This is a genomic window from Paenibacillus amylolyticus (assembly GCF_047302515.1).
GTDB classification, from domain to species: domain Bacteria; phylum Bacillota; class Bacilli; order Paenibacillales; family Paenibacillaceae; genus Paenibacillus; species Paenibacillus amylolyticus_G.
In genome coordinates, this window is record NZ_CP168019.1 from 365,885 (window position 1) to 385,123 (window position 19,239).

15 protein-coding genes are annotated in these 19,239 nt (G+C 46.3%); all 15 read left to right on the forward strand.

All coding sequences use genetic code 11. The features are described from left to right. The first annotated feature begins 109 nt into the window (after positions 1-109). The 15 genes from ACDJ59_RS01700 (at position 110) to hemB (ending at position 19,222) form a co-directional block, all read left to right on the forward strand. A complete protein-coding gene (locus ACDJ59_RS01700; RefSeq protein WP_413407425.1) occupies positions 110-1,090 on the forward strand; it encodes a hypothetical protein in 981 nt (326 codons plus the stop codon). A gap of 138 nt (positions 1,091-1,228) precedes the next feature. After that, entirely contained in the window at positions 1,229-2,569 is a 1,341-nt protein-coding gene (tig, locus tag ACDJ59_RS01705) for a trigger factor (protein WP_413407426.1), read from the forward strand. Between the two features lie 379 nt (positions 2,570-2,948). Beyond that, a complete protein-coding gene (clpP, locus tag ACDJ59_RS01710; RefSeq protein WP_211084575.1) occupies positions 2,949-3,539 on the forward strand; it encodes an ATP-dependent Clp endopeptidase proteolytic subunit ClpP in 591 nt (196 codons plus the stop codon). 12 nt (positions 3,540-3,551) lie between these two features. Continuing rightward, a complete protein-coding gene (gene clpX, locus ACDJ59_RS01715; protein WP_413407428.1) occupies positions 3,552-4,805 on the forward strand; it encodes an ATP-dependent protease ATP-binding subunit ClpX in 1,254 nt (417 codons plus the stop codon). 120 nt (positions 4,806-4,925) lie between these two features. Then, entirely contained in the window at positions 4,926-6,023 is a 1,098-nt protein-coding gene (gene ispG / locus ACDJ59_RS01720; protein WP_413407429.1) for a flavodoxin-dependent (E)-4-hydroxy-3-methylbut-2-enyl-diphosphate synthase, read from the forward strand. A 167-nt stretch (positions 6,024-6,190) separates the two neighbouring features. Continuing rightward, a complete protein-coding gene (lonB, locus tag ACDJ59_RS01725) occupies positions 6,191-7,945 on the forward strand; it encodes an ATP-dependent protease LonB (protein WP_036605888.1) in 1,755 nt (584 codons plus the stop codon). A gap of 86 nt (positions 7,946-8,031) precedes the next feature. Continuing rightward, positions 8,032-10,371 carry an endopeptidase La gene (gene lon, locus ACDJ59_RS01730; protein WP_413409689.1) on the forward strand — a complete coding sequence of 780 codons (2,340 nt, stop codon included), beginning with the start codon at positions 8,032-8,034 and terminating at the stop codon, positions 10,369-10,371. Between the two features lie 156 nt (positions 10,372-10,527). Then, positions 10,528-11,184 (forward strand): ribosome biogenesis GTP-binding protein YihA/YsxC, encoded by a 657-nt coding sequence (gene yihA, locus ACDJ59_RS01735; RefSeq protein ID WP_413407430.1) that lies wholly within the window; start codon positions 10,528-10,530, stop codon positions 11,182-11,184. A gap of 267 nt (positions 11,185-11,451) precedes the next feature. Continuing rightward, positions 11,452-12,039, forward strand: coding sequence for a hypothetical protein (locus ACDJ59_RS01740; protein ID WP_036605891.1), 588 nt, complete (start codon positions 11,452-11,454; stop codon positions 12,037-12,039). 669 nt (positions 12,040-12,708) lie between these two features. Continuing rightward, positions 12,709-14,094 (forward strand): glutamyl-tRNA reductase, encoded by a 1,386-nt coding sequence (gene hemA, locus ACDJ59_RS01745; RefSeq protein ID WP_017692596.1) that lies wholly within the window; start codon positions 12,709-12,711, stop codon positions 14,092-14,094. Positions 14,095-14,108: 14 nt separating this feature from the next. Next, entirely contained in the window at positions 14,109-14,936 is an 828-nt protein-coding gene (ccsA, locus tag ACDJ59_RS01750; RefSeq protein WP_373419789.1) for a cytochrome c biogenesis protein CcsA, read from the forward strand. 5 nt (positions 14,937-14,941) lie between these two features. Beyond that, positions 14,942-15,592, forward strand: a complete 651-nt coding sequence (locus tag ACDJ59_RS01755) for a bifunctional precorrin-2 dehydrogenase/sirohydrochlorin ferrochelatase (protein ID WP_413407431.1) — start codon at positions 14,942-14,944, stop codon at positions 15,590-15,592. Between the two features lie 2 nt (positions 15,593-15,594). Continuing rightward, positions 15,595-16,551 (forward strand): hydroxymethylbilane synthase, encoded by a 957-nt coding sequence (gene hemC, locus ACDJ59_RS01760; protein ID WP_036605896.1) that lies wholly within the window; start codon positions 15,595-15,597, stop codon positions 16,549-16,551. A gap of 4 nt (positions 16,552-16,555) precedes the next feature. Then, on the forward strand, positions 16,556-18,118 hold the full coding sequence (gene cobA, locus ACDJ59_RS01765) for a uroporphyrinogen-III C-methyltransferase (RefSeq protein WP_413407432.1): 1,563 nt from the start codon (positions 16,556-16,558) through the stop codon (positions 18,116-18,118). 102 nt (positions 18,119-18,220) lie between these two features. Next, a complete protein-coding gene (gene hemB, locus ACDJ59_RS01770) occupies positions 18,221-19,222 on the forward strand; it encodes a porphobilinogen synthase (RefSeq protein ID WP_076216943.1) in 1,002 nt (333 codons plus the stop codon). The last annotated feature ends 17 nt before the right edge of the window (positions 19,223-19,239 follow it).

The following is a 19,239-nucleotide window of genomic DNA, read 5'->3' on the forward strand; positions in this document are numbered from 1 at the left end:
ATGATATTTGGCGGCAGTAACGTTTTTTTCATTATATTTAAGGTTATGTTAGAATATCAGGAGAACTCAGAAAATAGATCAACAATCGTTTTAATATATACATCTATTTATGTTGATTCCGACTGGAGATTCAGGATATAGAGGAGGTGCTCCCATTAAGGAATCCACGACCCCGGAAACCGAGCATAACAACAATATTGTGCTGTTTCCTAAGACGCTGGACTATTACCAGATTCAATTGACAGTTATGCTTGAAAATGAACGGTATGGTGAAGCGATGAAATTGCTTCACTTTTTGCTGCAATGCCAGGGACAGGAAGAGCGCCACTATGATGAATGGCGGGCTCTGCTCGAATGGCTTCAGGCTGCGTTTCCTCAATATGAAGAAACCTCGCCTGCCGTTCTTGAAGAACGAGAAGAGGAAGAAGAGATTAGTGAGGAAGACATGGCACGGCAGCATGCCCGAATGAAGCTTGAACAGGATGATGGCTATGCTGATAAGATGCTTCGCACAGTAATGGAAGAGCCGCTGTCTGAACAGACGATGCTGGCTTTGGAGCAGCTGGCCTATCTCGACTTACCGAAGATTGATGATGCGCTTACTAGCTGGCTAAGTGAGAAGTCACTTCATCCTCTGCTTCAGTTCAGAGTGTTGCAAACCTTGCGTCGCCGAGGTGTTCAAGGTATGATCCTGTTTACGAGAGGCGAAGAGCAGGTTGAAGTCGAGATTGATACCGTGCCTCTTAAACCAGAAGAATTCCCGCTCCAAATCGTTCAGATTTTGGAACGAGTGGCAGATCAGACGGAGGTTCATGAACCTACGCTCTTTTATTTTGCCCAGGAACTGTGGATACAATATGTCATGGCGGTGTATGGAACCCGTGATTATGTTTCGATGCTGGAAGAAAATGATTCCATGACAGATATATGGGCAGCAGCTCTACATATGACCGTTGCAGACAGTCTGGGTGGTTCGCATGATGAGGAAAATACCCGCTCAATGTATGCTGTGACAGGCGCGATGCGCTTTCGACTGGAGCAGGCATATCGTTCGATGAAACAGTTTGTATCTGCCGGTTTGGACGGTTAATCGAGGCCGGAAACGTTTTCCTTAAACTGTATCAAGGGATTCCCCTTGAAAAAGAATCTAATCTTGTTTATACTAAAATGGTTATTTTGTACGTGATTGTCTACGTGAACATGTGAATTTTGGAGGGGAAAGTATACAATGAAAGCAACTTGGGAAAAGATAGAGAAGAACCTTGGGGTTCTTGAGGTTGAAGTGGATGCAGATCGTGTAACTGCAGCACTCGACAAGGCTTTTAATAAAGTGGTTAAACAAGCAAACGTACCAGGATTCCGTAAAGGTAAAGTACCACGTTCCATTTTCGAAGCACGTTTTGGTGTAGAGAGCCTTTATCAAGAAGCAATCGACATTTTGCTTCCTGAAGCTTATACAGAAGCAATCGACCAAACGGATATTTTCCCGGTTGATCGTCCTGACGTAGATGTAGAGCAATTCGCTAAAGGCGAAACGTTCAAATTCAAAGCTAAAGTAACTGTTAAACCAGAAGTTACTCTGGGTGAATACAAAGGAATTGAAGTTGCTGTAGCTAAAGGCGAAGTAACGGACGCAGAAGTGGCAGAAGAGCTTGAGCGTCTTCAACAACGTCACGCAGAACTCGTTGTAATTGACGAAGGTTCCGCAGCAAACGGCGATGTTGCAGTAATCGACTTCGACGGTTCCGTTGATGGCGTACCTTTCGAAGGTGGACAAGCTGAGCGTTATTCTTTGGAACTGGGTTCCAACACATTCATCCCTGGCTTTGAAGAGCAAGTTGTGGGTCTGTCCACAGGCGACTTCAAAGACGTGGAAGTAACTTTCCCAGAGAGCTATCATGCAGCAGAACTTGCTGGCAAACAAGCGGTATTCAAAGTGAAAATTCACGAAATCAAACGCAAACAGCTTCCTGCACTGGATGATGAGTTTGCTAAAGATGTTAGCGAATTCGACACACTTGAAGAGTACAAAGCTGATCTGAAAACACAATTGGAATCCCGTAAAGCTGACGAAGCCAAAGCTGCTCAAGAAAATGCAGTTGTAGAAAAAGTGGCTGAGAACGCTGAAGTGGATATTCCTGCTGCAATGGTTGACAGCGAAGTACAGAACATGATGCGTGATTTCGACAACCGTCTGAAAAACCAAGGTATGAACCTTGAAATGTTCTTGAGCTTCTCTGGCCAGACTCAAGCTGACCTGAGAGGGCAAATGCAAGAAGATGCTTCCAAACGTGTTCGCAACAACCTGGTGCTTGAAGCTGTAGGTAAAGCGGAAAACATTGAAGTATCTGATGAAGAAGTGAATCAAGAACTCGAGAAAATGGCTGAATCTTACAAGCGTCCTGCTGATGAGATCCGTGGCATCCTCGAAGGTAATGGTTCCCTGGACAGCCTTCGTGATGAAGTTAAACTGCGTAAAACGATTGACGTTCTTGTTGAGAACAGCACAGTTGTTGAGCCAGTTGAAGCTCCAGCTGAAGAAGTTGTTGCAGAAGCTGACGAAAAATAAGACAAGCGGTTATCAACTTGTCAGTTGAATAAACGATAAGGCACGTGAATTATTGCGTGCCTTATTTTTAAATTATGACATCCATTTTATAGAAGATGAAGTAATTATATGGATGAACACTAATTTTATTGATCTGTGTACACTTTTTACATACCTATGTACTTCATGCAAATAAAAAACGGCAAGACGGCATAGGATGGCTTCAATTTGCACATACATAGAAAACATGGTTAAATATGATCAGGTTAAAAAAGCAAACAAACGGATGTCTGACCCCTCTTGTGAAAAATGACATTGTCACAGGAAAGTGTTAGAATGAATTTGGGTTTGCTTTACAGGTGGCCTATGTCTAATTACATGTAGAAAAGAGGTTGGTCTCATGAGTCTGGTGCCAATGGTTATAGAACAAACCAATCGAGGCGAGCGGTCTTACGATATATATTCACGTTTGCTGAAAGATCGCATTATCTTTCTAACCAGTGCGATTGATGACGATGTAGCCAATCTTGTCATAGCACAGCTTTTGTTTTTGGCAGCCGACGATCCTGAGAAGGATATCAGCTTGTACATTAACTCACCTGGTGGTTCTGTCACCGCAGGGATGGGTATATACGATACGATGCAATTTATCAAGCCGGATGTATCTACCATTTGCGTAGGGATGGCAGCAAGCATGGGCTCGTTGTTGCTGACAGCCGGTGCACCTGGTAAGAGATATTCGCTGACAAATAGCGAAGTAATGATTCATCAGCCGCTTGGCGGCATTCAAGGACAGGCTGCGGATATTAAGATACACGCAGAATGGATTATTAAAACACGTCAGAAACTGAATCAAATATACGTCGATCGTACGGGTCAGCCTCTTGAGAAAATTGAGCGGGATACCGACCGTGACTTCTTCATGAGCGCTGAAGAAGCTAAGACGTACGGCATTATTGACCAGGTGCTCAGTAGACCGATCAATTCCTAAAGGGGTGGTTTCATGTTTAAATTTAACGATGAGAAAGGGCAATTGAAATGCTCTTTTTGCGGTAAATCTCAGGAGCAGGTACGCAAGTTGGTCGCTGGACCAGGCGTGTACATCTGTGATGAATGTATCGAACTTTGCACCGAAATCGTTGAGGAAGAACTTGGTCATGATGAAGAAGTAGACCTGAAAGATATTCCGAAACCAAAAGAAATTCGTAATATTCTGGATCAATATGTTATTGGACAGGATCAGGCGAAGAAGTCATTGTCTGTTGCAGTGTACAATCACTACAAACGGATCAACACACAAAGCAAGATTGAAGATGTTGAATTGTCAAAGAGTAACATTTTGCTGTTAGGACCAACAGGTTCTGGTAAAACGTTGCTTGCGCAAACGATGGCAAAAATTCTGAATGTTCCTTTTGCTATTGCGGATGCTACGTCATTAACAGAAGCGGGTTATGTAGGTGAGGATGTAGAGAACATCCTGCTCAAACTGATTCAAGCTGCTGATTATGATGTGGAAAAAGCAGAGCGTGGCATTATTTATATCGATGAGATTGATAAAGTAGCGCGTAAATCCGAAAACCCATCCATTACTCGTGATGTATCGGGCGAAGGTGTGCAACAGGCTCTCTTGAAAATTCTTGAAGGAACTGTGGCTTCTGTACCACCACAAGGTGGTCGTAAACACCCTCATCAAGAATTCATTCAGATCGATACAACAAACATCCTGTTCATCTGCGGCGGTGCCTTTGATGGTCTGGAGCAAATGATCAAACGCCGGATTGGTAAAAAAGTCATTGGCTTTAATACCGTTTCTGAGCAAAAAGATCTGAAACCAGGTGAATATCTGGGTATGGTATTGCCGGAAGATTTGCTGAAATTTGGTCTGATTCCGGAATTTGTAGGCCGTCTGCCAGTCATCTCCACTTTGGAGCCACTGGATGAAGATACGCTGGTACGGATTCTTTCCGAACCAAAAAACGCGCTTACCAAACAGTACCAAAAACTGCTTGAGCTGGATAATGTGAATCTGGTCTTTGAACCAGCTGCATTGCTTGCGATTGCAAAAGAAGCAATTAAACGTAACACAGGTGCACGTGGATTACGTGCCATCATTGAAGGTATCATGCTGGAAATCATGTATGAAGTGCCTTCACGTGAAGATGTTACGAACTGTGTCATTACCGAAGAAGTTGTTGAGAAAAGAGTCGTGCCTGAACTAAGCCAATCGAAGGACGATAAGCAGGAAGAGAGCGCCTAATAAAGGCCTGAATCCCGTTGAACTCTGAAATATAGACTTGTCAGTTCTCCACTTTGGCAGAAGGCGAATTCATGTCTCTGTCAGGGTGGAGCTTTGACGTTGTGGGGAGAGAAATCACTCATGTATTTAAGACAGGATACACGTCCCGTGAAAGTGGGAAACGTAACGATCGGTGGCAGTAACGAAGTCATTATCCAAAGTATGTGTACAACCAAAACGGCAGACGTTGAAGCAACGGTTGCAGAGATTCTGCGACTGGAAGAAGCGGGCTGTCAAGTGGTACGTGTAACGGTGAATAATGAGGAAGCTGCCGCAGCCATCAAGGAAATCAAAAAACGCATTAATATACCGCTCGTAGCGGACATTCATTTCAACTATAAGCTGGCTTTACTTGCGATTGAGAACGGCATCGATAAAATTCGGATTAATCCAGGTAACATCGGTAAACGTGCCAAAGTGGAAGAAGTGGTTAAGGCTTGTAAAGACCGCGGCATTCCGATTCGGATTGGAGTAAATGCGGGGTCTTTGGAAAACCATCTCCTTGAGAAGTATGGGTATCCTACGGCAGATGCTATGGTAGAAAGTGCATTGTATCACATTGGTATTTTGGAAGAGCTTGATTTCCATGATATCATCGTGTCTCTCAAAGCATCGGATGTGCCGATGGCGATTGAGGCGTATACCAAAGCGGCTCAAATCATTCCGTATCCGTTGCATCTCGGGATTACCGAAGCAGGTACACTGTTCTCCGGTACGATCAAAAGCTCCGCAGGTATGGGAGCTCTATTGTCCATGGGTATTGGTTCAACGATGCGGATCTCACTGAGTGCGGACCCGGTAGAAGAAATCAAGGTTGCTCGTGATCTGCTCAAAACATTTGGACTCATTACAAATGCAGCCACATTGATCTCCTGCCCAACGTGTGGACGTTTGGACATCGACCTGTTCTCCATTGCCAACGAAGTGGAAGAGTATATCTCCAAACTGAAGGTGCCGATTAAAGTATCGGTGTTGGGTTGTGCGGTTAATGGTCCAGGGGAGGCCAAAGAAGCGGATATCGGGATTGCCGGTGCTCGTGGAGAAGGTCTCTTGTTCCGTCATGGTAAGATGATTCGTAAAGTGCCTGAAGAAATCATGGTTGAGGAATTAAAAAAAGAGATCGACAAAATCGTCGAAGCCTACGAAGAGACAGGTGTTATTCCTGGTCGTTCGCACTGATTGATTCATATCTTGTTACAGCAAAAGCTCGCCAGCGATGGCGGGCTTTTTATTTTCTCGCATACAAATTCCGTATCGCTCGTTTACGTCGCGTTGAAAAGGCTATACTACCAAGTATTAGCATGATCTCATATGAGAATAGCGACAAAATAGGAGGATGTGAAGACATGGAATTTGGTATGGTCATCATGTTGATTCAGTTATTTTTTGGAGTGGTGATTGGTTTGTATTTCTGGAACCTGCTGCGTGGTCAGAAAACAAACCGCAGTGCCGTTGAGCGTGAATCACGCAAGGAACTGGAGAAGCTGCGTAAGCTGCGTTCGATCTCACTCACCAAGCCGTTGTCGGAGAAGACGCGTCCAGCTACCATTAACGATATTGTTGGGCAAAAAGACGGGCTGCGTGCCCTTAAAGCTGCTTTGTGCAGTGCTAATCCGCAACATGTTATCATTTATGGCCCTCCCGGAGTCGGGAAAACAGCTGCGGCAAGGGTCGTTTTGGAAGAGGCTAAGAAGAATCCAACATCGCCTTTCAAGCCAGACGCCAAATTCACGGAGCTGGATGCAACAACAGCCCGTTTTGATGAACGTGGTATTGCGGACCCCTTAATTGGTTCGGTTCATGATCCGATATATCAGGGAGCAGGAGCCATGGGTGTTGCAGGTATTCCCCAACCAAAACCAGGCGCTGTCACGAAAGCGCATGGAGGAATGCTTTTTATTGATGAGATTGGTGAATTACATTCGATTCAGATGAATAAGCTGTTGAAAGTGTTGGAGGATCGCAAGGTGTTTTTGGAGAGTGCGTACTATAACTCGGAAGACACGCATACTCCTGCTTATATCCACGATATTTTTCAAAATGGCCTGCCGGCCGATTTCCGCCTTGTTGGAGCCACGACACGTTCGCCTCATGAACTGCCACCAGCTCTGCGTTCCCGCTGCATGGAAGTTTATTTCCGTCCTTTGTTGCCTGAGGAGATTGGGCGAATTGCAGAGGATGCTGTTCAGAAAATAGGGTTCAGTCCATGTCCGGATGCCGTTGATGTGGTCAAGCGATATGCAACCAATGGACGTGAAGCGGTCAATATCATCCAGCTGGCTGCTGGACTTGCGCTGACAGAGAAGCGTGAGACGCTTCAGGCGTCTGATGTGGAGTGGGTGGCGGGTAGCAGTCAGATTCAGCCACGGCCTGATCGGAAGGTCCCTACACAGCCGCAGGTGGGTTTTGTTAACGGCTTGGCGGTATACGGACCGAATATGGGAACCATTTTGGAGATCGAAGTATCTGCTGTTCCGGCTCTTAAAGATCAAGGCCGAATCAACATTACAGGCGTTGTGGATGAAGAAGAGATTGGAGGCGGTTCGCGTACACTCCGGCGAAAAAGTATGGCCAAAGGCTCGGTTGAAAATGTGTTAACCGTATTAAAAGCCATGGGTATTCGTCCGAATGATTACGATTTACACGTGAATTTCCCAGGTGGGACGCCTATTGATGGTCCATCCGCCGGGATTGCCATGGCGACTGCCATTACATCAGCCATTCAGAGGCGTCCTGTGGATCATGAGACAGCGATGACTGGCGAGATCAGTATTCATGGTCGGGTTAAGCCTATCGGTGGCGTGCTGGCCAAGGTCGAGGCTGCCTTTCAGGCAGGAGCGAAGACCGTTATTATTCCCGCGGAGAACTGGCAGTCCATTTTTGAGAATCTGGATGGCTTGCGCGTTATCCCGGTAGATACGGTACAGGACGTATTCCGTGAAGTGTTCGCCTGGGTTCCGGAATCACAACAAATGGAACAAACGAAGCTTGCAGAGGAGACAGTTGCACCTGCACCGGAGATTTTTCCACCGGCATCCGCTTCCTATTTGCGTGCGGACGTGCCTCGTCCAGGACAGGTTACAGATTCGGGAAGCTGCTAAGCGCTTCCCTTCATTGGTTTTTTATGTGAACATTTGATAGAATAATGAATGACTACAACCTGAGAGCCATTGGAGGTGCGAAAGCGATGGGACCGAGCAAAGCGAAAGGTCGTCGTTTTCCTTTACTGCCTTTAAGAGGACTTCTCGTCTACCCGAGTATGGTACTGCATCTCGATGTGGGCCGGGAGAAATCGGTCAAGGCTTTAGAAAAAGCGATGGTAGAAGAACATCTGATTCTCCTATGTTCCCAAGCCGAAGTAAATATTGAAGAACCAACACAAGAGGACATTTTCAGAATCGGAACCGTGGCCAAGGTCAGACAGATGCTGAAGCTTCCGAACGGTACGATTCGTGTACTCGTTGAAGGCTTGGAACGGGCTGAAATTATTGAATATACGGACAACGAGGAATATTATGAAGTACTGGCTAAAGAGCTGCCTGAAGAGGAGAATACCCATCCGGAGACGGATGCCTTGATGCGTACCGTTCTCAACCAGTTCGAGAATTATATTAATCTGTCCAAAAAAGTGACACCAGAGACACTCGCAGCGGTGTCTGACATCGAAGAACCAGGGCGTCTGGCCGATGTCATCACGAGTCACCTGTCCTTGAAGATCAAGGATAAACAGGAAATTCTGGAGACCATCGACGTTCGGGAACGTCTGGAGAAATTGCTGGATATCCTGAATAATGAGCGCGAAGTGCTGGAGCTTGAACGCAAGATCAGCCAACGTGTGAAGAAACAGATGGAGAAAACGCAGAAGGAATATTATTTGCGCGAGCAGATGAAAGCGATCCAGAAAGAACTGGGTGAAAAAGAAGGCCGTGCGGGTGAGGTCGAGGAACTTCGCACTCAGATGGAAGAACTCGGCTTGCCGGACAAGGTGAAAGAAAAGGTCGAGAAAGAAATTGATCGACTGGAGAAAATGCCTGCAAGTTCAGCCGAGGGCGGAGTCATTCGTAACTACGTGGATTGGCTGCTTGGCCTTCCTTGGAGTCAGATGACAGCGGATGATCTGGATATCCAAAAAGCGGAAGATGTGCTCAATGCAGATCATTACGGACTGGAAAAGCCGAAAGAACGTGTGCTTGAATATCTGGCCGTCCAGAAGCTCGTCAAGAAGCTCAAAGGGCCAATTCTCTGTCTGGTTGGACCTCCAGGGGTCGGTAAAACATCACTTGCTCGTTCGATCGCGAGATCGCTAGGTCGGGAGTTTGTAAGAATATCTCTTGGCGGCGTGCGGGATGAAGCCGAGATTCGTGGTCACCGACGCACCTATGTAGGTGCTATGCCTGGGCGTATCATCCAGGGGATGAAAACGGCAGGTTCACTCAATCCGGTATTCCTGCTGGACGAGATTGATAAGATGGCTTCAGACTTCCGCGGAGATCCTTCCGCAGCGTTACTTGAGGTACTTGATCCGGAACAAAATAATACGTTTAGTGATCATTTTGTAGAATTGCCGTTTGACTTATCCAACGTTATGTTTATAACAACTGCCAACACGGTACACAATATTCCGCGTCCATTGCTGGATCGGATGGAAATGCTCAACATCCCTGGTTATACGGAGCTGGAGAAGCAACAAATTGCGAAAAACTATTTGTTGCCCAAACAGAAGCAGGACCATGGTTTGGAAGAAGAGCAATTGGAAATCCCGGATGACGCGTTGTTACGTGTAATTCGTGAATATACACGGGAGTCAGGTGTGCGTAATCTGGAACAGCAGATGGCTTCGTTGTGCCGGAAAGCTGCCAAGAACATCGTATCTGGTGTGGAAGGTCAGATTAACATCTCATCAGATGAGATCAAAGACTACCTTGGACCTGGCAAGTTCCGTTATGGTATGGCCGAACTGGAAGATCAGATTGGTACCGTAACGGGTCTGGCGTGGACTGAAGTGGGTGGAGATACCCTTATCATTGAAGTGACTGTTGTGCCTGGAACAGGTAAATTGACTCTCACAGGTAAACTGGGGGATGTCATGAAGGAATCGGCACAAGCCGCATTCAGTTACACCCGTTCCAAAGCTACACAGCTTGGAATTTCTCCTGACTTCCATGAGAAGAACGATATCCATATCCACGTTCCGGAAGGAGCGATTCCGAAGGATGGTCCATCTGCCGGAATTACGATGGCAACAGCGTTAATCTCAGCCTTGACGAACAAACATGTGTCCAAGGATATCGCGATGACCGGTGAAATAACACTGCGTGGACGTGTGCTGCCGATTGGTGGTCTGAAAGAGAAATCACTGGCAGCCCATCGTGCCGGTTATAAAAAAATATTATTGCCTAAGGATAACGAACGGGATCTGCGTGACATTCCAGACAGCATCAAGGAAGATGTGGAATTTGTCCCTGTAGCCCATATGGATCAGGTGCTGAAACATGCACTTGTTGAGCAGGCAGGAATTCACCTGTAATCCACGTATCCGAAAGGTTCGTATGAAGAGTAGACCGTTCTGCGGAGGCTTCGGTGTCCGCTGGAACGGTTTTTTTGGTATGATAGAACAATCCATGGCATAATACCTTCAACAGGTGATGCATAGCACAGGCGTTCAAGAGAGGAAAGATACAATATGAAAGTAAATCAATCTGAATTTATTATCAGTGCCGTTCGGCCTGAACAATACCCCGAGGACGGTCTGCCAGAGATTGCTTTGGCGGGACGCTCCAATGTGGGGAAATCTTCCCTAATCAACCGTTTGATCAATCGTAAAAATTTGGCTCGGACGAGCTCAACACCGGGTAAGACACAGCAACTCAACTATTATAAAATTAATCAGGATCTCTACTTCGTCGATTTCCCGGGATATGGCTACGCTAAAGTTTCCAAAGAGCAACGCTTTGCCTGGGGTAAAATGATGGAGAAATACTTGTTGGGACGCGAAGAATTGAAACTGGTTATGCAGATGGTGGATATGAGACATGAGCCATCCAAGGAGGACAAGATGATGAACGAATGGCTTCGTCATAATGGACTGCCTTTGGTTGTTGTAGCAACCAAGATGGACAAGATTCCAAAAACCCGCAGAGCCAAATATATCAAAGTCATTAAGGAATCACTGGGTCTTCGTTCAGGGGATCTGTTTGTACCTTTGTCATCCGAAGAAGGATTGGGGAAAGAAGAGTTATGGGACATCATTACCCGCCATGCCCGCATAGATAAGTATGCACCAGTGCTGGATGCAGAGGGTGCTTCTGATGAGGAAGAAACCAACGGAATTAATGGATAACCAAGATAGTATACCGTTTTAGTGCAGGAAAGTGAGCATGCTAAGTGAATGTTTGATGAGATCCAGATTAATCCGGTTTTTTAAGGGATTTCGTGACAATTCATCATCTGGGTCTGGAGAAAAATAACGTTAGGATAGTGTATAATGAGCATAGGTGCATCTTGCCAACAGTACCAAAATTACCGGCCATGCCGGCCTGAAGAATTTTGAGATGACTGCTACATGTGCAGGAAGACAAAACAATCGGGAAAGAATTGAGGGATTTGTATGGCTCAGCGGTTAGCCACAGAGTATGTGAAGGCCACTATGAAATTGTCAGAACCCCAGATGCATCAGTTTTTGCGCATGACAGAAGACGGCAGGCTTCATCACCGGGTTAAGGTGTTGGACAATGGTTGTCAGGAGGTTGTGCTGGGGGATGTAAGTGGAGAAGAAGTGCATTTCCCTTTTGACCGCATAGAAGGGTTTTATATCTGTGAGTTATCTTGCCGCCTGGTGAATCTGCATCTGACCAACGTTGTCCGGAAGCTCTTTGTGACTTTTAAGGGTGACGGGGTCGTTCATCGGATCTATAAAGGGTTCACCATGACGTATGTTTATGCTCAAGGCACTGTCCGCAAAATTGTGGAGAAGACCGGGGAGAACACCCGAGTGATCTATGAATACAAAAATACGTTGCTTGAATTGCAACATTTGTTCCAGGCCAGAGATGTAGAACGCGAAATCAACCGTGTGTATGCGGAGATCGATTCACTGCTGGATACTAGAAAAGATGCGACTGCTGATCAGCTCCATCAGATTGATGAGACCCTTGCTCGTCATCAAAAACGGTTGTTTGAGCTTGAAGCTTATTAGTTTAAAATTGTATGTTTATAAACGTATATGTATATAATGAATTCCCTTGTATCTTCCGGGCAGTGGCACTCGCCAATGTGGAGGTTTCAGGGGGATTTTTTGATGTGAGATCGAATATTCCGATTTGGAAATATTTATTTTACAATCTTCTGGAAAAGGGTTGATTTCACTCTGATTCAATGTTATTTTTAATCTCGTTGAAAACAATATAGGAACCAGGATTCACTCAGGACATTATATGTTGCGAGAGATTTTTCCCTCGGGAAGTGAATGACGTAGGTCCTAGTTGAAACACCAGACATGAACAACCAGACTGAACGGGTTTAAATAAAAAGTATATTGCATACACAATGTTCACATATCGGGATGGACACATAACCTCCCAAACTCTAATAGTCATGGAATCATTCCATGGCTATTTGTTTTAATATGCGTATCGTTATGAATATTCATAATCGACACTTTTTAACGCATAACGGTGAACTTTGGTGAGACACTACAATAAATGACAGTGCATATGATGATGAACATGGTGATTTCATAAACATTTCATAAAAATGACCCGGTCACGGCTATGATGTGTGATATAATTAACCTTGTCAATCATAAATGGATAGACATATGCAGTAAGCACTTTGATTGGAAATTTATTAGGCAGGTGAACTTGCAATGCACATCGTTGTCGTTGGTTTGAATTATCGCACGGCGCCTGTAGAGGTTAGGGAACGATTCACATTTGCAGAAAAGGATTTGTCTGAAGCGCTGCAGCAGCTCAAGCTGACCAAGAGTGTATTGGAAGGTGTAATCGTAGCCACATGTAACCGTACCGAGTTGTATGTTGTGGTGGACCGTCTTCACATGTGTGGTTATTTTATTCGAACATTCATGGAACAATGGTTTAATGTACCACGGGAAGAATTTACGCAACACTTATATATATATGAAGATGATCAAGCCATGCGCCATTTGTTCCGTGTCATCTGCGGACTAGATTCCATGGTCATTGGTGAGACTCAGATTCTTGGACAGGTGAAACAGGCTTTTCTTAAAGCGCAGGAAGAGAAATCAACAGGTACCTGGTTTAATAAGTTATTTAAACAGGCCGTTACGCTGGGTAAGAGGGCACATTCGGAGACTTCCATCGGGGAGAGCGCCGTATCTGTCAGTTATGCTGCTGTTGAACTCGGTAAGAGGATTTTTGGCATGTTCACAGACAAGAAGGTGCTCATTTTGGGTGCCGGCAAGATGAGTGAACTAACCGTGAAACATCTCTATGCCAACGGGGCATCCGAGGTCATTGTGGCGAATCGTACGCTCGCAAGAGCTGAAGAATTGGCAGCTAAGTTCCGGGGCACACCTTGTACGATGGAACAGGCATTAGATCGACTTAATGAAGTTGATATTGTGATTAGTTCCACTGGAGCTGAACGTTATGTCATGGATGCAGCAGTGGTACGGGAGAGCATGAAGCGTCGTCAATCTCGTCCATTGTTCCTGATTGATATTGCGGTTCCACGCGATATTGATCCGGCGATTGGTGAATTATCCAACGTATTTCTCTATGACATTGATGATCTGGAAGGAATCGTGGAGAGCAACCTGGAGATGCGTAAGGTGGAAGCTGCCAAGATTGAGAGAATGATTGAGCTTGAGATGGAGGATTATTACCATTGGCTCAAAACGTTGGGTGTTCGTCCCGTTATTCGCGCTTTGCAGGAAAAAGGTGTCTCTATTCATGAAGAAACGATGGATAGCCTGTTTAATAAACTGCCTGAGCTGGATGAACATCAACGTAAAGTCATTCGTCGTTTGACCAAGAGTATTGTGAACCAAATGACGACAGATCCGATTAATCGGATTAAGGAAATGGCAGGCACGAAGCAAGGTGATGAAGCTCTGCGCATGTTTACTCAGATTTTCGCTCTGGAAGATGCAGTAGAGATGGCCGCTGAAAAAGTGAGTCAGAGTGATGCTACAGCTCTGGCGAAACCAGCCGCTCACCTTAATGAAAACCGGCAAGACCCCGTGCCGGCTTATGCTCCGGCAGGCGTATAAGGCGGGTGGGCAGCTTGACCCTTGCTGAACAAGTTTATGAAGCTCTAATCTATATGTATGCCCTGAGCCTACTGTTCTATTTCTCGGACTGCATTCGACGCAATGCGGGGGCGAAGCGGACAGGCACAGGGTTTCTTGTCGTTGTTTGGGGATTGCAGGTAACGCATGTCATATTGCGCATGTGGACTGAAGGCCATTTCCCCATCTATACCACCTTTGATTTTTTGTTTATATTTTCATTCAGTATTGTACTGATGTCTCTCGTCATGACTCGCATCCAGCGTTCCGAATTTGTGATTCTGTTGCTGAATGTTGTAGGTTTTTCCGTTACGGTATTAAACCGACTGTGGTTTACCGCCGGAGAGATATCACTGCATAACTGGCAAACGGTACATGGATTACTCATTATGCATATTACCTTGGCGAATCTTGGTTTTGCGGCGTTAACCGTTGCTACGGTATTTGCCATGTTATATCTGTTCCTGCACCGTAAGTTGAAGAAAAAAAAGTGGAATGATACGATGCGACGGCTGCCAAGCCTGGAAGTGATCGGTAAGTATATGGATGGTGCTACGTTGATAGGTACACCGCTCCTTGGCGTTTCTGTGATGCTTGCCGTATTATCCATTGTGGCGGAAAGACGCTGGATTCTACTCTTGGATCTCAAAGTTATTGCGACAGGTCTTGCCATTGCCATCTATGTGGGTTACTTCGTATCCAAGAGAAGGAAACAGTTCTCTACAATTATCATGGCAAGATGGACACTGATCGGGTACGGATTTGTCATTATAAGTTTTTTATCCAATGCGTATTCAGCGTTTCATCGTTGGACGGGAGAGTGAAGGGGATGGACCGTTACACGCCGATATTTGTGAATACTTCAGGCAAGAAATGCTGCGTGGTTGGTGGTGGACGTGTTGCCGAACGTAAAATTAAGGGATTGCTGCATGCTGAGGCACAGATTACGGTCATTAGTCCGGAGCTTACTCCCGTATTAAAACAACTGCATCATGAATCCCGAATTCAATGGATAGACCGGTCCTACCGCAATGGAGATTTGCGGGGGGCCTTTCTCGTATATGCAGCGACTGACTGTTCAGAGGTCAATTCAACTGTGGTTCGGGATGCTGAGGCTGCGGGCATACTGGTGAATAACGCGATGTCTTCGGAGCACAGCAGCTTTATTACGCCAAGCGTGGTAAGGCGTGGGAGATTAAGTATAGCCATATCCACAGCAGGAGCGGGACCGGCAGCAGCTGCGGAGATACGTGCCACACTCGAACGACAGTTCGGTGATGAGTATGAGACGTATCTTGAGTTTTTGCACCAGATGAGGACCGAGGTGAAGTCACGCGTATCTTCTTCAAGTCTCAGAAGTACGTTGCTTCGGCAATTAACTGAAATGCACATATTAGAAGATATTCGTACAGGCCATTTTCGGTGGTGGACCGAAGAAGAAATCGGGGACTGGATATCCCGTAATCAGGAGGAAGTGTAGATATGCGTACAATTAAAGTTGGAAGTAGGCAGAGCGCGCTTGCGCTAACCCAGACAGGCCATGTCATTCAGGATTTACGCGATATTTGTGAGCGGGAAGGATTAGCTTTTGACTTTGAAGTACATAAGATTGTTACCAAGGGAGATCTCATTCTGGATGTAACGTTGTCAAAAGTGGGAGGCAAAGGTCTGTTTGTCAAAGAGATTGAACAGGCGATGCTTGATCGTACGATTGATATGGCTGTGCATAGCATGAAGGATATGCCTTCCGAGTTACCTGAAGGATTAATCAATGGTGCTATTCCCCGTCGTGCAGATCCACGGGATGCGCTGATCTCCAATGGTGGACTTACTCTGGATCAACTGCCAGAAGGAGCTAGAGTCGGAACAAGCAGTCTGCGCCGGTCCAGCCAATTAAAGGCCTATCGTCCAGATTTGCAATTGGAATCGATACGCGGCAATATTGATTCTCGTCTGCGGAAGCTGGAGACCGAAGGGTTCGATGCGATTATTCTGGCAGCTGCAGGATTGTACCGTATGGGCTGGGAAGACCGAATCACAGAGTACCTGACGGAAACAGCTTGCCTTCCTGCTGTGGGCCAGGGTGCACTTGGTATCGAATGTCGTGAAGACGATGAGGAACTGTTGCACTTGCTGCAGCTGTATAACGATCCCGAGACAGCATTTCCTGTACAGGCGGAACGCCGTTTTCTCAGTGTATTGAATGGGGGCTGCCAGGTTCCGATTGGTGCTCATGCGGTATGGGTGCCTCAGCAAGATGCAGATTCCCTGAACGGTGAAAACACGTTACAATTAACAGGTATGGTCGGCACGCCGGATGGTGGACTGATTCTTAAGGAAGCTATGATCGGCAAGGACCCGGTTCGTCTGGGTGAAGAAGTGGCGTGGAGATTGATCGAACGGGGAGCAGAGCAGATACTGGCAGAAGTTAGGGGATGAAGACATGGTGGGAAAGGTCTTTTTGGTAGGGGCAGGTCCTGGGGATGCAAAGCTGATTACGGTAAAAGGGTGGGAATCCATCGGGAAAGCCGATGCTGTAGTCTATGATCGTTTGGCAAGTCCGAGATTGTTGAAACAAATGAAACCCGGTGCAGTCAAGATTTACGTGGGCAAGCGCCCGGATCGGCATACGATGAAACAGGAAGAGATCAATCAACTGTTGGTTGATCTGGCTCTTGAAGGCAAGGTTGTGGTTCGGCTTAAGGGCGGCGATCCAACTATCTTTGGACGCGTGGGCGAAGAGGCGGGTTTGCTGCACAAAAACGGAATTCCGTTTGAGATTGTACCTGGGGTAACCGCTGCAATAAGTGTACCTGCGTATGCCGGAATTCCTGTCACTCACCGTGACTATGCATCTTCCATCTCTATTATTACGGGGCACGAGAGTCCGGACAAGCTTGATCGCAGTATCCATTGGGATAAAGTGACGAACGCAACGGGCACACTTGTATTTATGATGGGGGTTGCCAAAATTGGATATATCAGCGAACAATTGATTCGTCATGGTCGTCCAGCGCAAACACCGGTAGCTCTAATTCGTTGGGGAACACGAGCGGAACAGGATACCCTTACAGGTACCCTTGAGGATATAGAAGCGAAAGTGATCGCAGCCAATTTCCAACCACCAGCTGTTATTGTGGTGGGAGATGTCGTCAATCAGCGGGAACAGTTGAAATGGGCAGAAGCGCTGCCGCTGTTTGGCAAACGAATTCTGGTAACCCGTGCTCGCAGTCAGGCGAGTGAACTGGTGAATCGCATTGAAGAACTCGGCGGCGAACCTTATGAGTTTCCGGTTATTGAGACGGTCATGCCGTCCAGTGAATCTGCGCAGCAAAGTGTCAAAGACGCCTTCAGTGCTTTAAATACCTATGACTGGGTGTTTTTCACAAGTGTGAACGGCGTGGAGTTTTTCTTCCGCCATCTGGAACAGGAAGGCAAGGATATTCGCTCGATTCATCAAGCGAGAATTGCTGCCGTAGGACCTTCCACAGCAGATGCTTTGCGTAAACATGGCATCGTTGCAGAGGTTGTCAAAGGTCCTTTCCAGGCCGAAGGCATGCTTGAGGCTTTTGAAAGTGAGCTGAAGGAAGGTCAGAGAGTATTGCTTCCGCACGGTGATCTTGCACGTACATGGTTACGTGACCAGTTGAGAGAACGAGGACTTCAGGTCACCGAAGCCATCACCTACGATACGATCCTCGCTGGTGAGGATGATGACGAACTACTCAAGCTACTTGAAGAAGGTGGAATTCATGCGGTGACCTTTACAAGTTCATCGACGGTTACCAATTTCATGAGTATGTTGAAACGTATGGGATTGCAAGATCCACTGCCTTTATTGAAAAATGTGGAGGTTGCGTGTATCGGACCTGTTACAGCGAAGACGGCAGAAGCCGCTGGACTGAAGGTTACACTGATGGCAGAGGAAGCAACGATGGATAGCTTGATCACAGTGCTATGCGACTGGAAACGGACAGGCACCAAAGAAGGCGCTCTTCGAAATTAATACACATGTAATCATGTCAACATATGAAGCGTGCTGAATTCGATAGGATACCAGCGCGCTTCCCTTTTTGCTCTATTTAACTTTCAAGGAGGTTTTACTCGTATGAGTTTTCCAATTGTACGGCATCGCCGTTTACGTCAATCCACAGGTATTCGCAATATGGTCAGAGAGACCCATCTAACCGTGGACGACTTTATTCAACCGATTTATGTGACGTATGGAGAAAATGTAAAATCTGAAATTAAATCCATGCCTGGCGTATTCCGCTTCTCGCTGGATCGTCTTCAGGAGGAAGTAACGGAAATTGCCGAGCTGGGAATTCCAGCCGTGTTATTGTTTGGTATTCCGGAGACGAAGGACAGTGTGGGTTCATCTGGCTTCGCTGAAGATGGCATTGTGCAGGAAGCGACGAGATTGATCAAATCCTGGTACCCGGAGCTGCTGGTTGTTGCAGATACTTGTCTGTGTGAATTCACGGATCACGGTCACTGCGGTATGGTGCACACCGTGGAGATTGACGGTCACATCTGCGGAGATGTGTTAAATGACGAATCACTTGATCTGCTCGTGAAAACGGCAGTGTCTCAAGCCAAAGCAGGAGCGGATATTATTGCACCATCCAACATGATGGATGGATTTGTACAAGCGATCCGTGCCGGGCTGGATGAGAATGGCTTCAGTCACATTCCGATCATGTCCTACTCTGTAAAATACGCGTCGGCATTTTATGGTCCATTCCGTGAAGCTGCGGATTCCACACCACAATTCGGAGACCGCAAGTCCTATCAGATGGACCCGGCGAACGCGCGTGAAGCCTTGCGTGAAGCAGAGACGGATGTGCTCGAAGGAGCAGACATGTTGATGGTAAAACCATCCCTTTCCTATCTGGATGTTATGCGCACCATCAAGGATCAATTTGATCTTCCGCTTGTTGCCTATAATGTAAGTGGCGAGTATGCCATGGTGAAGGCGGCGGCGATTCAAGGCTGGATCGATGAGAAAAAAGTTGCCATGGAAATCCTGCTCAGCATGAAACGCGCAGGTGCAGATATGATCATTACCTACTACGGGAAAGACGCTTCACGCTGGCTGGCTGAGAAATAAAATAAATTACATTAAGG